The sequence below is a fragment of the Streptomyces litchfieldiae genome (assembly GCF_031845365.1).
Classification (GTDB): domain Bacteria; phylum Actinomycetota; class Actinomycetes; order Streptomycetales; family Streptomycetaceae; genus Streptomyces; species Streptomyces litchfieldiae.
Window position 1 is genome coordinate 1 of sequence record NZ_JAVREL010000041.1, and the last position, 19,996, is coordinate 19,996.

A 19,996-nucleotide genomic window follows, 5' to 3' on the forward strand; every position below is an offset into this window, starting at 1 on the left:
CCTCGGTCAGCAGCTCAACGGCCCCCGCCGACCAGTCCACATGGGGCGTGGGCTCGTCCACGTGCAGGGTCTTGGGCAGCACGCCGTTGCGCATCGCCATGACCATCTTGATGACGCCACCGACACCGGCGGCGGCCTGGGTGTGCCCGATGTTGGACTTCAACGACCCGAGCCACAGCGGCTGTTCGGCCGGGTGGTCCTTGCCGTAGGTGGCGAGCAGCGCCTGCGCCTCGATCGGGTCACCGAGGGTGGTGCCGGTGCCGTGCGCCTCGACGGCGTCGACCTCGCTGCCGGGGATCCGCGCGCTGGCCAGCGCCTGCCGGATCACGCGCTGCTGAGCCGGCCCGTTGGGCGCCGTCAACTGGCTGCTCGCGCCGTCCTGGTTGGTGGCCGAACCGCGGATGACGGCGAGCACGGGGTGGTTGTTCTTCCGGGCGTCGGACAGCCGTTCCAGCAGCAGCAGGCCCGCGCCCTCCCCCCACGCCGTGCCGTCGGCCGCCGCCGCGAAGGGCTTGCAGCGGCCGTTCTTCGCCAGTCCGCGCTGCCGGCTGAATTCGATAAAGGTGTCCGGGGTGGCCATGACGGTAACGCCGCCGGCGAGCGCCAGGGAGCATTCCCCCCGGCGCAGCGCCTGACTCGCGAAATGCATGGCGACCAGGGAGGAGGAACAGGCCGTGTCCACCGAAACGGCGGGCCCCTCCAGGCCCAGCGTATAGGCGACTCGGCCGGTCACCACACTGCCCGAGGCGGCGGAATCGGCATAGTCGTGATACATGACGCCCGCGAATATGCCGGTGCTGCTGCCGCGCAATCCGACCGGGTTGATCCCGGCCCGCTCGAATGCCTCCCACGCGGTCTCCAGCAGCAGCCGCTGCTGAGGATCCATGGACAGCGCCTCACGCGGGCTGATCCCGAAGAAATCGGGGTCGAATTCCGCCGCGTCGGCGATGAATCCACCTTCCCGGACATAGGACTTGCCGGGCTGATCCGGCTCGGGATCGTAGATTCCGTCCACGTCCCAGCCACGGTCGGTGGGGAACGACGAGATGGCGTCGGTGCCCTCGGTCACGAGCTGCCACAGCGCATCGGGGCTGGTCACACCGCCCGGGAAGCGGCAGCTCATGCCGATGATGGCGATCGGCTCCCGATCCGCGGCCTCCGACTCGCGCAGGCGCTGACGGGTCTGGTGCAGATCCGCCGTCACCCGCTTGAGATAGTTGCGGAGCTTCTCCTCATTCGCGTTCGCCATGCCTACGTCACCCCATCGAACTTGCTGGAATCAATTTCGGGCACCCCACTACGAGACGTCGAGTTCGTTGTCGATGAAGTCGAAGATGTCGTCGTCGGAGGCGGACTCTATGCGGTCCACGGTCGAAGAGTCCGTGCCATCCTGCGCGTCCTGGGCGGCGCCCAACTTCGTCAGGATGTCTTGCAGCCGTGTGGCGAGTGTCGCTCGTGCGTTACGGTCCGAAGAAATCGCCGAAAGCGCGCTTTCGATCTTATCCAGCTCGCTCAGCATTGGCCAATCATTTCCGGAGTGAGCGGCACTCAACTCGGCTTCCAGATGGCCCGCGAGTTCCATCGGGCTCGGGAAGTCGAAGATGACCGTGGTCGGCAGCTTGAGGCCGGTCTCGCCGTTGAGCCGGTTCCGCAGATCGACCGCGGTGAGGGAATCGAGACCCATGTCCAGGAATCCCCGGTCCGCCGGCACGGCCGCCGCGCTGGCGTGCCCCAGCACCTTGGCCACCTGACCGCGCACCAGGTCCAGCAGCGCGCGCTCCCGTTCGGCGTCGGACAGCTTGGCCAGCTCCTCGGCGAACGAGGGGCCGGACCGCACCGCGTCGTTGGTGGCCGTCCGCCAGGCCGGGGTGCGCACGAGCCCGCGCAGCACCGGGGCCACCTGCTCCGGGTCGCGCAGCCCGGAGGCGTCCAGCGCGGCCGTGACGAGCAGCGGTTCCCCGGCGCCGAGCGCCGCGTCGAAGAGGGCGAGGCCCGCCTCGTTCGACAGCGGCCGGACTCCGGTGCGGCGCATCCTGGCGAGGTCGCCCTCGCTCAGGTCGCCCGTCATCCCGCCGCTCTCGGCCCACAGGCCCCAGGCGAGCGAGACGGCGGGCAGCCCCTGGGCGGCCCGGTGCGCGGCGAGGGCGTCCAGGAAGACGTTGGCCGCCGCGTAGTTGCCCTGTCCCGCGCTGCCGGTGACGCCGGCGATGGAGGAGAAGAGGACGAACGCGGTCAGGTCCAGCTCCCGCGTCAGCTCGTGCAGATGCCAGGCCGCGTCCACCTTGGGCCGCAGCACCCGGGCCACCTGGTCGCCGGTGAGCGAGGTCAGCACGCCGTCCGCCACCACGCCGGCCGTGTGCACGACCGCCGTCAGCGGACGGTCGGCGGGCACCGCCGCCAGCAGCGCGGCGAGCGCGTCCCGGTCGGCGGTGTCGCAGGCCGCCAGGGTGACCTCCGCGCCCAACTCGACCAGTGCGGCCTCCAGTTCGGCCGCGCCGGGCGCCTCGGCGCCGCGTCGCGAGGTCAGCAGCAGGTGCCGCACCCCGTGCTCGGCGACCAGGTGCCGGGCGACCAGGCCGCCCAGCGCGCCGGTGGCGCCGGTGACCAGCACCGTGCCGTCCGCCGTGAACGCCGCCGCCGGGGTCTCCTCGGCCGGCGCGGTTGTCTTGGCCAGCCGGGGCACGCCCAGCGCGCCGTTGCGGCTGGCGAGTTGCGGCTCGCCGGTGGCCAGCGCCGCGGCGATCGTCTCGGGCGAGACATCGCCGTCGGCCACGTCCAGCAGCACGAACCGGCCCGGGTTCTCCGACTGCGCGGAGCCCACCAGGCCCCACACCGGCGCCGCGGCCAGGTCGGCGATGTCCTCGCCGGACTCCGCGGCCACCGCGCCCCGGGTGATCACCAGCAGCCGCGCGTCGGCGAACCGCCGGTCGGCCAGCCAGGACTGGGTCAGCTCCAGGACGCCGGTGGTGACGTCGTGGGCGGCGGCCACCGGGCCGCCGTCGCCGCCGGCCGTGACGACCGGCGCCACCACGACCTCCGGCGCGGGGCCGTCGGCGGGCAACGAGTCGGCCAGCGCGGCCAGTTCGGGGAAGCGGGTGAGCGCGTCGCCCAGCCCCAGCGGGTCGTCGGCGCCCAGCACCACCCAGTCGGCGCCGGGTTCGGGCGCGGCGACCGGGACCCCGGGGGCGGCCCAGTCGACCCGGAACAGCGCCGAGTGCCGCGCGCCGTGCTGGCTGACCAATTGCTCGCGCGTCGTCGTGCGCATCGTCAGCGTTTCGATGACGGCCACCGGGGAGCCGGCCGCGTCGGCGAGCGTGACGTTCATCTCCGTGGTCTCCGGGGCGGCTTCGCGCTCCGGCGGCGCCATCCGCACCCGCAGCGCCGTGGCGCCGGACGCCAGCAGCGAGACGCCGTCCCAGGAGAACGGCAGCGGGATCCGGTCCGGGTCCTGCGAGTAGACGGCCACGCCCAGCGGGTGCAGCGCGGCGTCCAGCAGGGCCGGGTGGATGGTGTAGCCCGACGTGTCGGTGTCCTGCGGCAGGCCGACCTCGGCGTAGACGACGTCCCCGAGCTGCCAGGCGGCGCGCAGCCCCTGGAACGTCGGGCCGTAGTCGGAACCGGTGGCCGCGTGCCGCTCGTACAGGCCCGCCACCTCCAGGGCGACCGCGCCGGGCGGCGGCCAGGTGCCGGCCAGTTCGGCAGCGCCGGCCGGCGCCTCGAACCGCGCCGCCGGGGCGAGCGTGCCCGCCGCGTGCCGCGTCCAGGGCTGCCCGTCCAGCACGCCGTCCTCGGCGTCGTCCGGGCGGGAATGGACGCTCACCGGCCGGACGCCGGACTCGTCGGGCTCGCCGAGCGTCACCTGCACCTGCACGGTGCCCTGTTCGGGGAGGACCAGCGGGGCGTTGATGGTGAAGTCGTTCAGCCGGCCGGCCCCCGCCTGGGCGCCGGCGGCCAGCGCGAGGTCCACGAACACCGTGCCCGGCAGCCACGCGGTGCCCAGCACCGTGTGCTCGGCCAGCCAGGGGTGCGTCCGCAGCCCGATCCGGCCGGTGAACACCAGCCCGCTGCCGTCGGCCAGCGAGACCGCGGCGCCCAGCAGCGGGTGACCGGCCGAACGCAGGCCCAGCCCATCGGCGTTGGCCGGCGCGGGCGCGCCCTCCAGCCAGAACCGCTGCCGCTGGAACGGGTACGTCGGCAGCTCCACCCGGCTGGGCCGCGCCCCGCCGAGCAGCCCGGCGATGTCCACCGGGGCGCCGTGCACCCGGAGCGTGGCCAGCGCGGTGGTGAGCGTCAGCGCCTCCGGCTGCTTGCGGTGCAGCGCGGGCAGCACCAGCGCCTCGGCGCCGCCGAGCGTCTCCTCGGTCAGGGTGGTGAGGGTGGCGTCGGGGCCGAGCTCCAGATAGGTGGTGGCGCCGAGCTGGTGGAGCGTGGTGATGCCGTGGTGGTAGCGGACGGCGCCGCGGATGTGGTCGGTCCAGTAGTCGGGGCTGGTGAGCTGGTCGTCGGTGGCGAGCGCGCCGGTGACGTTGGAGACGACGGGGATGGTGGCGGGGGAGTAGGTGAGCGAGGCGGCGACCGCGCGGAACTCCTCCAGGACCGGGTCCATGTGCGGGGAGTGGAACGCGTGGGACACCGTGAGCTGCTTGACGCGGTGCCCGGCCTTCTTGAACCGGTTGGCGATCCGCGTGGCGGCCTTGCTGTCGCCGGCGATGACGGTGGAGGTGGGGGAGTTGACGGCGGCGATGCTGAGCTTGTCGGCCAGCCCCTCGATTGCGGCGGCGACGTCGGCCTCGGGGGCCTGGATGGCGATCATGGCGCCGCCGGGGGTGGCGGCCTGCATGAGCCGGGCCCGGGCGGTGACCAGGGTCGCCGCGTCCTCCAGGGAGAGCACGCCGGCGAGGTGCGCGGCGGTCAGCTCACCGATGGAGTGCCCGATCAGATAGTCCGGGGTGATGCCGTGGTGGGTGAGGAGCCGGTGGAGGGCGACCTCGATGGCGAAGAGGGCGGGCTGGGTGTACTGGGTCTGGTTGAGCAGCGCCGCCTCGTCCGAGTCGGGCTCGGCGAACATCAGGCTCTTGATGGGGTGTTCGAGGTGGACGTCCAGCGCCGCGGCGGCCTCGTCGAGGGCCTGGGTGAACACCGGGTGCGTCTCGTACAGCTCCCGGCCCATCCCCGCGCGCTGACTGCCCTGACCCGAGAACAGGAACGCCGTCCTGCCCACGGCCGCCACATCCGCCGTGATCAGGCCGTCGGCGGCCCGGCCGGCGGCCAGCGCGGCCAGCCCGGCCCGGAACGCCTCGGCGTCCCCGGCCACGACGGCCGCCCGGTGCTCGAACCCGGCCCGGGTGGTCGCCAGCGACCACGCCACATCCACCGGCGTCGCCTCCGGGTGGGCGGCCAGGTGCTCGCTCAGCGACGCGGCCTGGGCGCGCAACGCCTCCGCGGACTTGGCAGACAGCACCCACGGCACGACCTCGGGGGCGCGGGCCGGGGCGGCGTCGTCGGACGGCTCCGGCTCCTCGACGGCCGGGGCCTGTTCGAGGATGAGGTGGGCGTTGGTGCCGCTCACGCCGAAGGACGACACGCCCGCGCGGCGCGGGTGGTCCGTCTCCGGCCAGGACCGGGCCTCGGTCAGCAGCTCGACGGCGCCGGCGGTCCAGTCGATGTGCGGCGAGGGCTCGTCCACGTGCAGCGTCTTGGGCAGCACGCCGTTGCGCATCGCCATGACCATCTTGATGACGCCGCCGATGCCGGCGGCGGCCTGGGTGTGGCCGATGTTGGACTTCAGCGAGCCCAGCCACACCGGCCGGTCCTCGTCCCGGTCCCTGCCGTAGGTGGCGAGCAGCGCCTGCGCCTCGATCGGGTCACCCAGGGTGGTGCCCGTGCCGTGCGCCTCCACCGCGTCGATGTCGCCGGTGGTCAGGCGGGCGTTGGCCAGGGCCTGGCGGATCACCCGCTGCTGGGAGGGGCCGTTGGGGGCGGTCAGGCCGTTGGACGCGCCGTCCTGGTTGATCGCCGAACCGCGCACGACCGCGAGCACCGGGTGCCCGTTCTTCCGCGCGTCGGACAGCTTCTCCAGCAGGACCAGGCCGACGCCCTCGCCCCAGCCGGTGCCGTCGGCCGCCGCGGCGAACGACTTGCACCGGCCGTCGGGCGACAGCCCGCGCTGCCTGCTGAACTCGGTGAACACGTCCGGCGTGGCCAGCACGGTCACGCCGCCCGCGAGGGCGAGTTCGCACTCGCCGTTGCGCAGCGCCTGGGCGCCGAGGTGCAGGGCGACCAGGGAGGAGGAGCAGGCGGTGTCGACGGTGACGGCCGGCCCCTCGAAGCCGAAGGTGTAGGACACGCGGCCGGTGGCCACGCTGCCCGCCGTGCCGTTGCCGATGTAGCCGGCCACGTCCTCCGGCACGGCGCCGGGCACGGCCCGCAGGCTGGAGCCGTAGTCGCCGTACATCACACCGGTGAAGACACCGGTGCGGCTGCCGCGCAGCCCGTCGGGGTCGATCCCGGCGCGCTCCAGCGTATCCCAGGCGGTCTCCAGCAGCAGTCGCTGCTGCGGGTCCATGGCGACGGCCTCGCGCGGGCTGATCCCGAAGAACGCCGGGTCGAACTCATCGGCGTCGTACAGGAACGCGCCCTGCCGCGAGTACGTCTTGCCGGGCTTGCCGGGCTCCGGGTCGTAGATGCCCGCCACGTCCCAGCCGCGCCCGTCGGGGAACTCGCCCAGCACGTTGACCTCGCCGGCGACCAGGTTCCACAGGTCCTCGGCGGAGCGCACCCCGCCGGGGTAGCGGCAGCCGATCGAGACGATGACGATCGGGTCGTCGTCGCCGGCGAGCGCGGGCAGCGCCGCCGGTGTCTCGGCCGCGGCCATGGCGGGCGCGCCGATCAGCTCGGTTCGCAGGTGCTCGGCGAGCACCAGCGGGGTGGGGTAGTCGAAGATCAGCGTGGCCGGCAGCCGCAGCCCGGTGGCCGCGTTCAGCCGGTTGCGCAGCTCCACCGCCGTCAGGGAGTCGAAGCCCAGGTCCTTGAAGGCGCGTTCGGCGTTGACCGTGTCGGAGGTGGCGTGGCCCAGGACGAGCGCGACCTGGGTGCGGACCAGTTCGACGACGGCCTGCGCGGCCTCCGCCTCGCCCAGCCGCGCCAGCCCCTCCGCCAGCGACGAGCCGCCGCCGGCGGCGGCCGCGGTCGCGGCCCGCCGCGCGGGCGTGCGGACCAGGCCACGCAGCACCGTCGGCAGCGTGCCGGCCTCGGCGTGCGGGCGCAGCAGCGCCGGGTCGATGCGGGCCGGGACCAACTGGGCCTCGTTCAGCGCGCGGGCCGCGTCGAACAGGGCGATGCCCTCCTCGGCGGAAATCGGCCGGATGCCGACCCTGCTCATCCGCGTCACATCGGCGTCGTCCAGGTGCCCGGTCATGCCGCTCGCGTCGGCCCACAGGCCCCAGGCGAGGGAGGTGGCGGGCAGCCCCTGGGCGCGGCGGTGCGAGGCGAGGCCGTCCAGGAAGGTGTTGGCGGCGGCGTAGTTGCCCTGCCCCGCGCTGCCGAAGGTGCCGGCGGCGGAGGAGAACAGCACGAACTCGGCCAGCTCGTGGTCCCGGGTCAGCTCGTGCAGGTGCCAGGCCGTGTCCACCTTCGGCCGCAGCACGCGGCCGAGCCGGTCCGCGTCGAGCGAGGCGATGGTGCCGTCGTCGAGGATGCCCGCGGTGTGCACGACCGCCGTGAGCGGGTGCTCTCCGGGGATCCCGGCCAGCAGGCCGGCCAAGGCCTCCCGGTCGGAGGTGTCGCAGGCGGCGATGGTGACCTTGACGCCGAGCTCGGTGAGTTCGGCCTCCAGCTCCGCCGCGCCGGGCGCCTCGGGGCCGCGGCGGCTGGTCAGCAGCAGATGGCCGATGCCGTGCGCGGTGGCGAAGTGCCGGGCGAGGAGCGTGCCCAGGGTGCCGGTGCCGCCGGTGATGAGAACGGTGCCGCCCGGCTCCAGGCCCGCCCCGGCCGGGGCGTCGGCCGCCGACGGCGCGCGGCGGGCGATGCGCGGCACGAACAGTTCGCCCGCGCGGACGGCCAGTTGGGGCTCGCCGGTGGCGACGGCCGCGGCGAGCACGGACAGTTCGGCCTCGTCCCCGTCGAGGTCGACGATGGTGATCCGGCCCGGGTTCTCGGTCTGCGCGGAGCGGATCAGGCCCCAGACGGCGGCGTCGGTCAGCCGCGCCACGTTCTCGTCGTCCCGGGTGGCCACGGCCCGCCGGGAGACGACCACGAGCCGGGAGTCGGCGAACCGCTCGTCGGCCAGCCACTCCTGCACCAGGCCGAGCATCCGGACGGTGGCGGACCGCACGGCGGCGGTCTGCTCGTCGCCGTCGGCGGCCGGGGCCGCGGCGGTCAGGACCACCTCGGGCACCTCGCCGAGGGCGGCCAGGTCGCCGAACCGCGGTATGTCCAGGCCGAGTCCGTCGTCGCCGACCACGGCCCAGGTGCCGCCGGTGGCCGGCTCACCGGCCGCGAGCGGCGTCCACGCGACGTGGAACATCGCGTCGGGCGTGGTGCCCCCGGCGGCGGAGAGCTGCTCGGGGGTGATCGGGCGCGAGGCGAGCGACTCGACCGAGACGACCGGCTGGCCGGTGCCGTCGGCCATCGTCAGCGACACCGCGTCCGCGCCGGCCGGGGTGATGCGCACCCGCAGGGAACGCGCCCCCACGGCGTGCAGCCGGACCCCGGACCAGGCGAACGGCAGCCGCACCTGGCCGGATTCGCCGGCCGGGCCGCCGGTGCCCGTCAGGTGCAGGGCGGAGTCCAGCAGCGCCGGGTGGATGCCGAAGCCCTCGGCGTCCTCGCCGTCCCGGCCGAGGGCGACCTCGACGAACAGCTCCTCCCCGCGCTGCCAGGCCGCGCGCAGGCCCTGGAAGGTGGGCCCGTAGTGGTAGCCGCGGTCGGCGAGCCGGTCGTAGATGCCCTCGGTGTCCAGGACGGTGGCGCCGGCCGGCGGCCAGGTGGCCAACTCGCCGGTGGCCGCCGCGGTTTCGCCGGTGTCATCGGCCGTCAGCGTGCCGGTGGCGTGCCGCGTCCAGGGCCGTTCGGCGCCGGTGTCCTCGCCCTCCGCGCGGGAGTGGATGACGACGGGGCGCCGTCCCTCGGCGTCGGGGGCGCCCAGGTGCACCTGGAGCTGCGTCACGCCGGACTCGGCGAGCACCAGCGGCGCCTCCAGCGTCAGCTCCTCCAGCGTGCCGCAGCCCGCGTGCTCGCCCGCCTGGAGGGCGAGTTCGACGAAGCCGGTGCCCGGCAGCAGCACGGCGTCGTGCACCGCGTGGTCGGCCAGCCAGGGGTGGGTGCGCAGCGACAGCCGACCGGTGAGGACCAGCGAGTCGTCGCCGGCGACGGTCACCGCGGCGCCCAGCAGCGGGTGGCCCGCGTCCGCGAGGCCCAGGTCGGCCGGGTCGCCGGCGCCGCCGGTCGTCTCCAGCCAGAAGTGCTGGTGCTGGAACGGGTAGGTCGGCAGGTCCAGCGGGGTGGCCGGGACGAAGAACCGCGACCAGTCCGGCGCGGCGTGCGTCGCGGCGGTGGCCAGCGAGGTCAGGACCCGGTCCCAGCCGCCCTCGTCGCGGCGCAGCGTGCCGGTGACCTTGGCGTCGGCGGCGGGGGCGTGGTCGTCGACGGTCTCCTGGAGGCCATAGGTCAGCACCGGGTGGGCGCTGACCTCGATGAAGAGGGTGTGGCCGTCGTCCAGGAGGCGGCGGGTGGTGGCTTCGAACTCCACGGTGCTGCGGAGGTTCTGGTACCAGTACTCGGCGTCCAGCGGGCCGTCGCCGTGGCCGGCGACCGTGGAGTAGAACGCGATGCCGGGGGTGGTGGGCCGGACGGGCGCCAGCACCTGAAGCAACTGGTCGTGGATGGCCTCGACGTGCGGGCCGTGCGAGGCGTAGTCGACGGGGATCTTCCGCGCCCGGATGTTCTCGCTCTCGCAGTGCGCGAACAGCTCGTCCAGCGCCTCGACATCGCCCGCGATCACCGTGCTGGCGGGGCCGTTGGCGGCGGCCACCGCGATGCGGCCGTCCCAGCGCGCGATCAGTTCGGCGGTGGCCTCGCGGGACAGCGGCAGCGACATCATGCCGCCGCGCCCGGTGATGACGGACAGGGACTGCGCGCGGAGGGTGACCACCCGCGCGGCGTCCTCCAGACTGAGCGCCCCCGCGATGTGGGCGGCGGCGATCTCGCCCTGGGAGTGGCCGATCACGGCGTCCGGCCGGACGCCGAGCGACTGCCACAGGCGGGCCAGCGACACCATCATGGCGAAGAGCGCCGGCTGGACCACGTCCACCCGGTCGAAGCCGGGCGCGCCCTCCGCCTCCGTCAGCACGTCGATGAGGTTCCAGCCGGTGAACGGCTCCAACGCCTCGGCGCAGGCGGTCAGTTGCTCGGCGAAGACCGGCGAGGACTGGTACAGCTCCACGCCCATCCGCACCCACTGTGAGCCCTGGCCGGGGAAGACGAACACCGTCTTGCCCGACTGCGAACTCGCCGCCCCGACCACCGCGTTCGGCGCCTCGCCGCCGGTGGCCAGTGCCTCCAGCGCCGCCTCGAACTCGGCGCGCTCGCGCCCGATGACCACCGCCCGGTGGTCGAACGTGGCCCGCGCGGCGGCCAGCGAGTGGCCGACCTCGGCGGGCGTGGCCTCCGGCCGCTGCGCCAGGTGGTCCAGCAGACGGCGGGCCTGCGCCCGCAGCGCCTCGGCCGACTTGCCCGACAGCAGCCACGGCAGCGTCCCGTCCGTCACCACGGCCGGGGTGGCCGGGGCGTCGTCCGCGGCGTCCCGTTCCGCCTCGGCCGGGTCGTCCTCGGGCGCCTGGGCCAGGATGGTGTGCACGTTGGTGCCGCTGATGCCGAACGCGGACACCGCGGCCTGGCGCGGGCGGCCCGTCTCGGGCCACGGGATCTGCTTCGTCAGCAGCTCCACCGCGCCGGCCGTCCAGTCCACGTGCGAGGACGGCTCGTCCACGTGCAGGGTCTTGGGCAGCACGCCGTGCCGCATCGCCATGACCATCTTGATGACACCGGCCACGCCCGCGGCGTGCTGGGTGTGCCCGATGTTCGACTTGACCGAGCCCAGCCACAGCGGCCGGTCGTCGGGCCGTTCCCGCCCATAGGTGGCGAGCAGCGCCTCGGCCTCGATCGGGTCACCCAGGGTGGTGCCGGTGCCGTGCGCCTCCACCGCGTCGATGTCGGCCGCCGCGACCCCGGCGCTGGCCAGCGCCTGCCGCACAACACGCTCCTGGGAGGGGCCGTTGGGGGCGGTCAGGCCGTTGGACGCGCCGTCCTGGTTGATCGCGGAGCCGCGCACCAGCGCCAGCACCGGGTGCCCGTTGCGGCGCGCGTCCGACAGCTTCTCCACCAGCAGCAGGCCGACGCCCTCGCCCCAGGCCGTGCCGTCCGCCGCCTCGGCGAACGCCTTGATGCGGCCGTCCTTGGACAGCCCGCGCTGCCGGCTGAACTCGATGAACGGACCCGGCGTGGCCATCACGCTCACACCGCCGGCCAGCGCCAGCGAGCACTCACCGGAACGCAGCGCCTGCGCCGCCATGTGCAAGGCCACCAGCGAGGAGGAGCAGGCCGTGTCGACGGTGACCGCCGGGCCCTCAAGACCCAGGGTGTAGGCGATGCGGCCCGAGGCCACGCTCAGCGTGCTGCCGGTCAGGACGTGGCCCTCCAGCCCCGCCGGGGCCTGGGCGAGCCGCGGACCGTACTCCTGCGAGGTGGCGCCGACGAACACACCGGTCCGACTGCCGTGCAGCGACGCCGGGTTGATGCCGGCCCGCTCGATGGCCTCCCACGCGCTCTCCAGCAGGATCCGCTGCTGCGGGTCCATCGTGGTCGCCTCGCGCGGGCTGATCCCGAAGAACTCGGCGTCGAACCCGCCGGCGCCCTCCAGGAACGAGCCATGCAGCACATACGTCTTGCCGGGCTGGTCCGGGTCCGGGTCGTACAGCCCGTCCACGTCCCAGCCGCGGTCGGTCGGCAGCGTGCTGATCGCGTCCGAACCGGCGGCCAGCAGCTCCCACAGATCCTCCGGGGATTCCACCCCGCCGGGGAAGCGGCAGCCGATGCCGACGATGGCGATCGGCTCGTCGGCCGCGCCCGCGGCGACCGCCACCGGCGCGTCCGGCGTGGCCGTGCCCGGCGCGCCCAGCAGCTCGGTGCGCAGATAGCGGGCCAGGGAGGTCGGGGTGGGCGCGTTGAAGAGCAGCGTGCTGGGCAGCCGCAGCCCGGTGGCGCCCGTCAGGTTGTTGCGCAGCTCGATGGCGCTGAGCGAGTTGAAGCCGATCTCCAGGAACGCCCGGTTGGCCTCGATGGAGTTGGCGTTGCTGTGCCCGAGTACCACGGCGGCCTGCTCGCGGACCAGGTCCAGCAGCTCGCGTTCCTGCTCGGCCTCCGACAGCGCGCCCAAACGCTGCGCCAGCGACGACGTGGGCGCCGCCGCACCGGCCGCGGCGGCCGCGGCGCGGCGCGCGGGCACGCGGACCAGGCCGCGCAGCAGCGCGGGCAGCGTGCCCGCGGCGGCCTGCGAGCGGATCGAGGGCATGTCCAGGCGGCTTGGCACCAGCACCGGTTCGTCGATGGTCAGCGCCGTGTCGAACAGGGCCAGGCCCTCCGCGGCGGAGAACGCGGCGATGCCGGTGCGGCTGATGCGCGCGAGGTCGCTGCTGTCCAGGTTCGCCGTCAGGGTGCTGGTCTCCGACCACAGGCCCCAGTCCAGCGAGGTGGCGGGCAGCCCGAGCGCCCGCCGGTGCGTGGCCAGGGCGTCCAGGAAGACGTTGGCCGCCGCGTAGTTGGCCTGGCCGGGGTTGCCCACCGCGCCGGCGATGGAGGAGAAGAGGACGAACTCCGCGAGGTCCGTCTCCCGGGTGAGCTCGTGCAGGTGCCAGGCGGCGTCCACCTTGGGCCGCAGCACACTGTCCACCCGCTCCGGGGTGAGGGCGGTGACGACGCCGTCGTCCGTCACGCCCGCCGTGTGCACGACGGCCGTCAGCGGGTGGTCGGCGGGGATCGACTCCAGCAGCGCGGCCAGCGCGTCGCGGTCGGCGGTGTCGCAGGCCGCCACAGTGACCTCGGCGCCGCGCGCGGTGAGTTCGTCGACGAGTTCGGCCGCGCCCGGCGCGGCGGACCCGCGGCGGGAGGCCAGGACCAGGTGCCGCACGCCGTGCTCGGCCACCAGGTGGCGGGCGACCAGCGTGCCGATGGTGCCGGAGGCGCCGGTCACCAGGACCGAGCCGTGCGGGGCGAACGGCCGCGGGCTGCCGTCGGCGCTCTCCGCCTCCGGCCCGACCGGCACCCGCGCCAGCCGGAACGCGTACAGGCCCTCGCCGCGCAGGGCGAGTTGCGGCTCGTCGCCGGCCAGCGCGGCGGCCAGCAGCGGGGTGACCGCCGCGGGGTCGGCCGCGTCCGTCGCGTCCGCGCCCGGCAGGTCCACCAGGACCAGCCGGCCCGGCTGCTCCGACTGCGCCGTGCGCACCAGGCCCCACACCGGGGCGGTGCTCAGGTCCGGCCGGTCGGTGGGCCGGGCGGCGACCGCGCCGTGCGTGACGAACACCAGGCGCGAGCCGTCGAACGCGTCCGTCTCCAGCCACTCCCGCACCAGGCCGAGCGCGCGCCCGAGGGTGGCGCGCACGGCCGCCGGGGTCGCGCCGGGCTCCGGCGCGCAGTCCACGAACACCGCCTCGGGCAGCGGCTCGCCGTCGGCGAGGGCCGCGCCCAGCGCGGCGAGATCGGCGTAACGCGCCGCGTCCCCCGGCACGGTGAGGCCGACCGAGTCACCGCCGAGCACCGCCCAGCGGCCGGGCACCCCGGCGGAGGCGGGCAGTTCGGTCCACACCGGCTGGTACAGCGCCTCGTGGTGGCCACCGGCCCCCGCCGCCGGGTGAAGCGTCAGCGGGCCGAAGCCGACCGAGTCCAGCGAGGCGACCGGCGCGCCGTTCGCGTCGAAGAGCGTCACCTCGACCGCGTCGGGGCCCGACGGCCGCAGCCGCGCCCGCACCGCGCGGGCGTCGGTGGCGTGCAGCCGCACGCCGGCCCACGACACCGCCACGCGCGGCTCGGCGGCGTCCGCGTCGGGGGCCGCGTGCAGCACCGCGTCGAGCAGCGCGGGGTGGAGGGTGAAGCCGGCCGTCTCCACGTCGTCCGGCAGCCGGACGTCCGCGTAGACGGTGTCGCCCTGCCGCCAGGCCGCGCCCAGCCCCGTGAAGGCCGGACCATGGGCGAAGCCCGCGGCGGCCAGCCGCTCGTAACGGGCGTCCACGTCGAGTGGGCTCGCACCCGCGGGCGGCCACGCCTCGCCCAGCCCGGCCACCGGAGAACCGGCGGAATCGGCGGCCAGCGTGCCCGTGGCGTGCCGCACCCACAGCACGTCCCCGGCCGGGTCCCCGGCGTCCCCGGGCTCCGGCCGCGAGTGCACGGTGACGGCGCGCCGACCCGTCTCGTCCGGCGCGGAGACCGTGACCTGGATCTGCGCGCCGCGCTCCGGAAGCACCAGCGGCGCCTCGACCGTCAGGTCGTCGACGCGGTCGCAGCCCACCTGGTCGCCGGCCCGGACCGCCAGGTCCACGAAGACCGAGTTCGGCACGACAGTGGTGTCCAGCACCAGGTGGTCGCCGAGCCAGCCCTGGGAGCGCTGCCGCAGCAGGCCCGTGAACACCAGCCCGGCGCCGTCGGCCAGCGAGACCGCGGCGCCGAGCAGCGGGTGATCCGCGCTGGCCAGACCGAGCCCGCCGACATCGGCGGCGCCGGCCGGCACCCGGTACCAGAACCGCTGCTCGTCGAACGCGTACGTGGGGAGGTCCACGCGGCGCCCGCCCAGACCCGCGAACACCCGCCGCCAGTCCGGGGAGACGCCGTGGACGTGCAACTGGCCGAGCGCGGCCGTCAGCGCCAGCGGCTCCGGGCGGCCCCGGCGCAGCGTGGGCACGGCGGCGAACGACGCCTCGCCCAGGCACTCGCGCGTCAGCGCCGTCAGGGTCTCCTGCGGGCCCAGCTCCAGATAGACGCTGGTGCCCAGGTCGTCGAGGGTGGTGATGCCGTGGTGGTAGCGGACGGCGCCGCGGATGTGGTCGGTCCAGTAGTCGGGGCTGGTGAGCTGGTCGTCGGTGGCGAGTGCGCCGGTGACGTTGGAGACAACGGGGATGGTGGCGGGGTGGTAGGTGAGGGTGGCGGCGACCGCGCGGAACTCCTCCAGGACCGGGTCCATGTGCGGGGAGTGGAAGGCGTGGGAGACCGTCAGCTTCCGGGTGCGGTGCCCGGCGTCCTTGAAGCGCGCCGCGATCTCCTCCGCCGCCTCGGTGTCGCCGGCGATGACGGTGGAGGTGGGGGAGTTGACGGCGGCGATGCTGAGCTTGTCGGCCAGCCCCTCGATTGCGGCGGCGACGTCGGCTTCCGGGGCCTGGATGGCGATCATGGCGCCGCCGGGGGTGGCGGCCTGCATGAGCCGGGCCCGGGCGGTGACCAGGGTCGCCGCGTCCTCCAGGGAGAGCACGCCGGCGAGGTGCGCGGCGGTCAGCTCCCCGATGGAGTGCCCGATGAGGTAGTCCGGGGTCACGCCGTGGTGGGTGAGGAGCCGGTACAGCGCGACCTCGATGGCGAAGAGGGCGGGCTGGGTGTACTGGGTCTGGTTGAGCAGCGCCGCCTCGTCCGAGTCGGGCTCGGCGAACATCAGGCTCTTGATGGGGTGTTCGAGGTGGATGTCCAGCGCCGCGGCGGCCTCGTCGAGGGCCTGGGTGAACACCGGGTGCGTCTGGTACAGCTCCCGGCCCATCCCCGCGCGCTGACTGCCCTGACCGGCCAGCAGAAACGCCGTCTTCCCCGCGAACGCCTCGGCCGACTCCTCGGCACGCGCGACCAGTTCGGCCGCGTTCCGGCCCTCGGCCAGCGCGGCCAGACCGGCCACAAACCCCTCGCGGTCCCCGGTCCCGGCCACCACGACCGCCCGGTACTCGAGCTGCGCCCGGGTCGTCGCCAGCGAGAAGCCCACGTCCACCGGGTCCGGCGCGTCGTCCGCCGCGATCCGCTCGGCCAGCCGCCGCGCCTGACCGACCAGCGCCTCCCGGCTCCGGGCCGACAGCACCCACGGCACCACGCTGCCCGCCGGGGGCACCACGCGCTCGGCCGGCTCGGCGGCCTCGACCGGCGGCGCCTCCTCGATGATCGCGTGCGCGTTGGTGCCGCTCACGCCGAACGCCGAGACGCCCGCGCGCCTCGGGTGGTCCGCCCTGGGCCAGGGCCGGGCCTCGGTCAGCAGCTCGACTGCCCCGGCCGACCAGTTCACATGGGGCGTGGGCTCGTCCACGTGCAGCGTCTTCGGCAGCACCCCGTGCCGCATGGCCATGACCATCTTGATCACACCGGCCACGCCCGCCGCGCACTGCGGGTGCCCGATGTTCGACTTGATCGAGCCCAGCCACAGCGGCCGGCTCTCGTCGCGCCCCTTGCCATAGGTGGCGAGCAGCGCCTGCGCCTCGATCGGGTCACCCAGAGTGGTGCCCGTGCCGTGGGCCTCCATCGCGTCGACCTGGTCCGGGGCGAGCTGCGCGTTGGCCAGCGCCTGCCGGATGACGCGCTGCTGGGAGGGGCCGTTGGGGGCGGTCAGGCCGTTGGACGCGCCGTCCTGGTTCACGGCCGAGCCGCGCAGCACGGCGAGCACCTCGTGCCCGTTCTTCCGCGCGTCCGACAGCCGCTCCAGCAGCAGCAGACCGGCGCCCTCACCCCAGGCCGTGCCGTCGGCCGCGCCCGCGAACGCCTTGATGCGCGCGTTCGGCGCCAGGCCCCGCTGTCGGCTGAACTCGATGAAGACACCCGGCGTCGTGTTCACCGTCACGCCGCCGGCCAGGGCCAGCGTCGACTCGCCGTTGCGCAGCGACTGCGCCGCCATGTGCAGCGCGACCAGCGAGGAGGAGCAGGCCGTGTCGATGGTGACGGCAGGCCCCTCCAGGCCCCAGGTGTAGGAAATCCGGCCGGAGGCCACGCTGCCCGACTTGCCGGTGAGCAGATAACCCTCCACCTCCTGCGGCGCGTCATGCATCATCGCGCCGTAGTCCTGGTGGCTCATGCCCACGAAAACGCCGGTCCGCGAGCGGCGCAGCGATTCCGGGTCGATGCCCGCCCGTTCGAAAACCTCCCACGACGCCTGCAACAGCAACCGCTGCTGCGGGTCGATCGCCTTGGCCTCCCGCGGACTGATGCCGAAGAAACCGGGGTCGAAGGCGTCTGCGTCATGCACGAAACCGCCTTCGCGTACATAGGACTTGCCCTGCGTACCCGGCTCGGGTGCATAGAACTCGTCCAATTCCCAGCCGCGTTCCGGCGGGAATTCGGAAATCGCGTCCCGCCCGCCGATCACCAGCTCCCACAAATCCTCCGGCGACCGCACGCCACCGGGATAGCGGCAGCTCATGCCGATGATCGCGATGGGCTCGCGCGAGGCGGCGGTGAGCTGGGCGTTGAGCTGGCGCAGGCGCTCGGCTTCCTTGAGAGATGCCCGAAGCGCTTCCACAACTGTGTCATTGGAACCGGTCATCATGGCCTCCGCATCTCGTTCAGGAAAGATCGTTCTTCAGCGCCATACGCACGAGGTCATCGAGATCCATCGTGTCCAGCGAGGAGGTGTCGTCGTCCGCCGCGGCCTCGGGGCTCTGGCCCCCGCCGTCCTGCGGTTCGGCGGCCAGACTCAGCAATGAGTCCAGCAATCCCGCCTCCTTGAGCCTGGCGGTGGAAAGAGACATCAGGGCCTTTCGCACGTCCGACTCGTCGGCGTCGTCCGGCGCGGTGGAATCGCCGTTCGCCGCGCGGTCGGGAAATATCTCGTCGAGCATGTACTGGGAAAGCACCACGGGCGTCGGGTAGTCGAACAGCAGCGTGGTCGGCAGTTGGAGTCCGGTCGCGTTCCGCAGCCGGTTGCGCAGTTCCACGGCGGTCAGCGAGTCGAAGCCGGCGGCCTTGAAGTCGCGGCCCGCGTTGATGGCGTCCGGACTGCGCAGCCCCAGCACCGCGGCGGCGTTCGTCCGGATCACCTCCAGCAGCGCCTCCTCGGCCTCGCGGGCCGGCAGGCCGCGCAGCCGGGCGGTCAGCCCGCCGGCGTCCTCCGCGGGCGCGCCGGCCGCGGCGCCGCCGCCCGCCGTGGCCAGTTGCCGCACCTCGGCGAGGTCGCCGAGCAGCGCGCTGGGCCGGGCCGCGGTGAACGAGGGCGCGAACGTCGGCCAGTCCACGTCCACGACGGTGACGAACGTCTCCTGCCGGTCCACCGCGGCGGCCAGCGCCGACACCGCCGTGTCCGGGTCCATCGTGGGCACGCCCTGCCGCCGCAGCCGCTCCTCGGCCGTGGCGTTGACCATGCCGCCGCCGCCCCAGGAACCCCAGGCCACCGCGGTGGCCGGCAGCCCGGCCGCGCGGCGCTGGGCGGCCAGCGCGTCGAGGTAGGCGTTGGACGCGGCGTAACCGCTCTGGCCGCCGTTGCCCAGCACGCCGACGACCGACGAGAACAGCACGAAGGCGTCCAGGTCCAGACCGGCCGTCAGCTCGTGCAGCGCGGCGGCCGCCGCCACCTTGGGCCGCAGCACCCGCTCCAGGTCCTCCGTGGTGACCTGCTCGATGATGCCGTCCGCCAGCACGCCGGCGCCGTGCACCACCGCGCTCAGCGGGAACTCCGCGGGGATCGAGTCGAGCAGCCCGCGCAGCGCGTCCCGGTCCGCCACATCGACGGCCGCGATGGTGACCTTGGAGCCCAGGGCCGTCAACTCGGCCTCCAGCTCGGCGATCCCCGGCGTGTCCTTGCCGCGCCGGCCGACGAGCAGCAGGTGCGGCGCCCCGGCCCGGGCCAGCCACCGCGTCACATGCGTGCCCACCGCGCCGGCGCCACCGGTGACCAGCACCGTGCCGCGCGGCCGCCACTCCGGCACCGGGGAGCCGCCGAGCGGCGCGCGCGACAGCCGCCGGCCGAACGCCGCGGACTGGCGCAGCGCGATCTGGTCCTCGCCGCTGCCGCCGGCGAGCAGGCGGGTGAACTGCTCGGCGCCGCGGGCGTCCAACTGCTCCGGCAGGTCGATGAGTCCGCCCCAGCGCTCCGGGTGCTCCAGCGCGACGACGCGGCCGAAGCCCCAGATCTGCGCCTGGAGCGGGTGGCGGATGGGGTCGGAGAGCCCGGTGGAGACGGCGCCTTGAGTGACGCACCACAGCGGGGCGCTGACCCCGGTGTCGCCCAGGGCCTGAACGAGCGCGGTCGTCATGGCCAGGCCCGCCGTCACCGGCTCGTGCGCGGACGCGGGGTCGGTGTCGGCGAGGCCGGCCAGCGACAGCACGCCGCTGATCTCGGCGCCCTCGGCGAGGGCCGCCTTCAGCCGGTCGCCCAGCGCCGCGCGGTCGCGGTCGCCGGGCTCCAGCGCGACCGGGATCACCGTGGCCCGGCGCTGCCGCAGCGCGTCCAGGCAGCCGCGCACGGCCGGGTCGTCGCCCAGCGCGGCGGGCAGGACGGCCAGCCAGGTGCCGCCGGGGAACGCGGTGGGGGTGGCGTCGGTCAGCGGTGCCCAACTGATCGTGTAGCGCCAGCTGTCCAGCACCGCCCGGTCGAGCTGCCGCCGGCGCCAGGAGGACAGCGCGGACAGCACGGTCGGCAGGTCCGCCGCGTCGCCGTCGAGGTCGAGCGTTCCGGCGACGGCCGCCAGGTCCTCCCGTTCGACCGCTTCCCAGAACTCCGTCTCGGCCGGGTTCGCCGCGGTCTGCCGGCCGGCGGTCGCCTCGGCGGCCTTCTGCTCCAGCCAGAAGCGCTGGTGCTGGAACGGGTAGGTCGGCAGGTCCAGCGGGGCCGTGGCGGCGAAGAAGCGGGACCAGTCGGTGGGGGCGGCTGCGGTGGCGAGGGAGGTGAGGACGCGGTGCCAGGTGCCTTCGTCGCGGCGGAGGGTGCCGGTGACGCGGGTGTCTGTGGTGGGGGCGTGGTCCTCGATGGTTTCGGAGATGCCGAGGGTGAGGACGG

At 74.6% G+C, this 19,996-nt stretch carries 3 protein-coding genes; all 3 read right to left on the reverse strand.

Going from position 1 to position 19,996, the window contains the following annotated elements:
* Positions 1 to 1,249, reverse strand: a 1,249-nt coding sequence (locus RM590_RS34990; protein WP_311708854.1) for a type I polyketide synthase, incomplete at its 3' end; no start/stop codon positions are given.
* Between the two features lie 48 nt (positions 1,250 to 1,297).
* Positions 1,298 to 17,524, reverse strand: a complete 16,227-nt coding sequence (locus RM590_RS34995; RefSeq protein ID WP_394814039.1) for a type I polyketide synthase — start codon at positions 17,522 to 17,524, stop codon at positions 1,298 to 1,300.
* A 43-nt stretch (positions 17,525 to 17,567) separates the two neighbouring features.
* Positions 17,568 to 19,996 (reverse strand): SDR family NAD(P)-dependent oxidoreductase (locus RM590_RS35000; protein WP_311708856.1); only part of this gene is annotated, 2,429 nt, incomplete at its 5' end.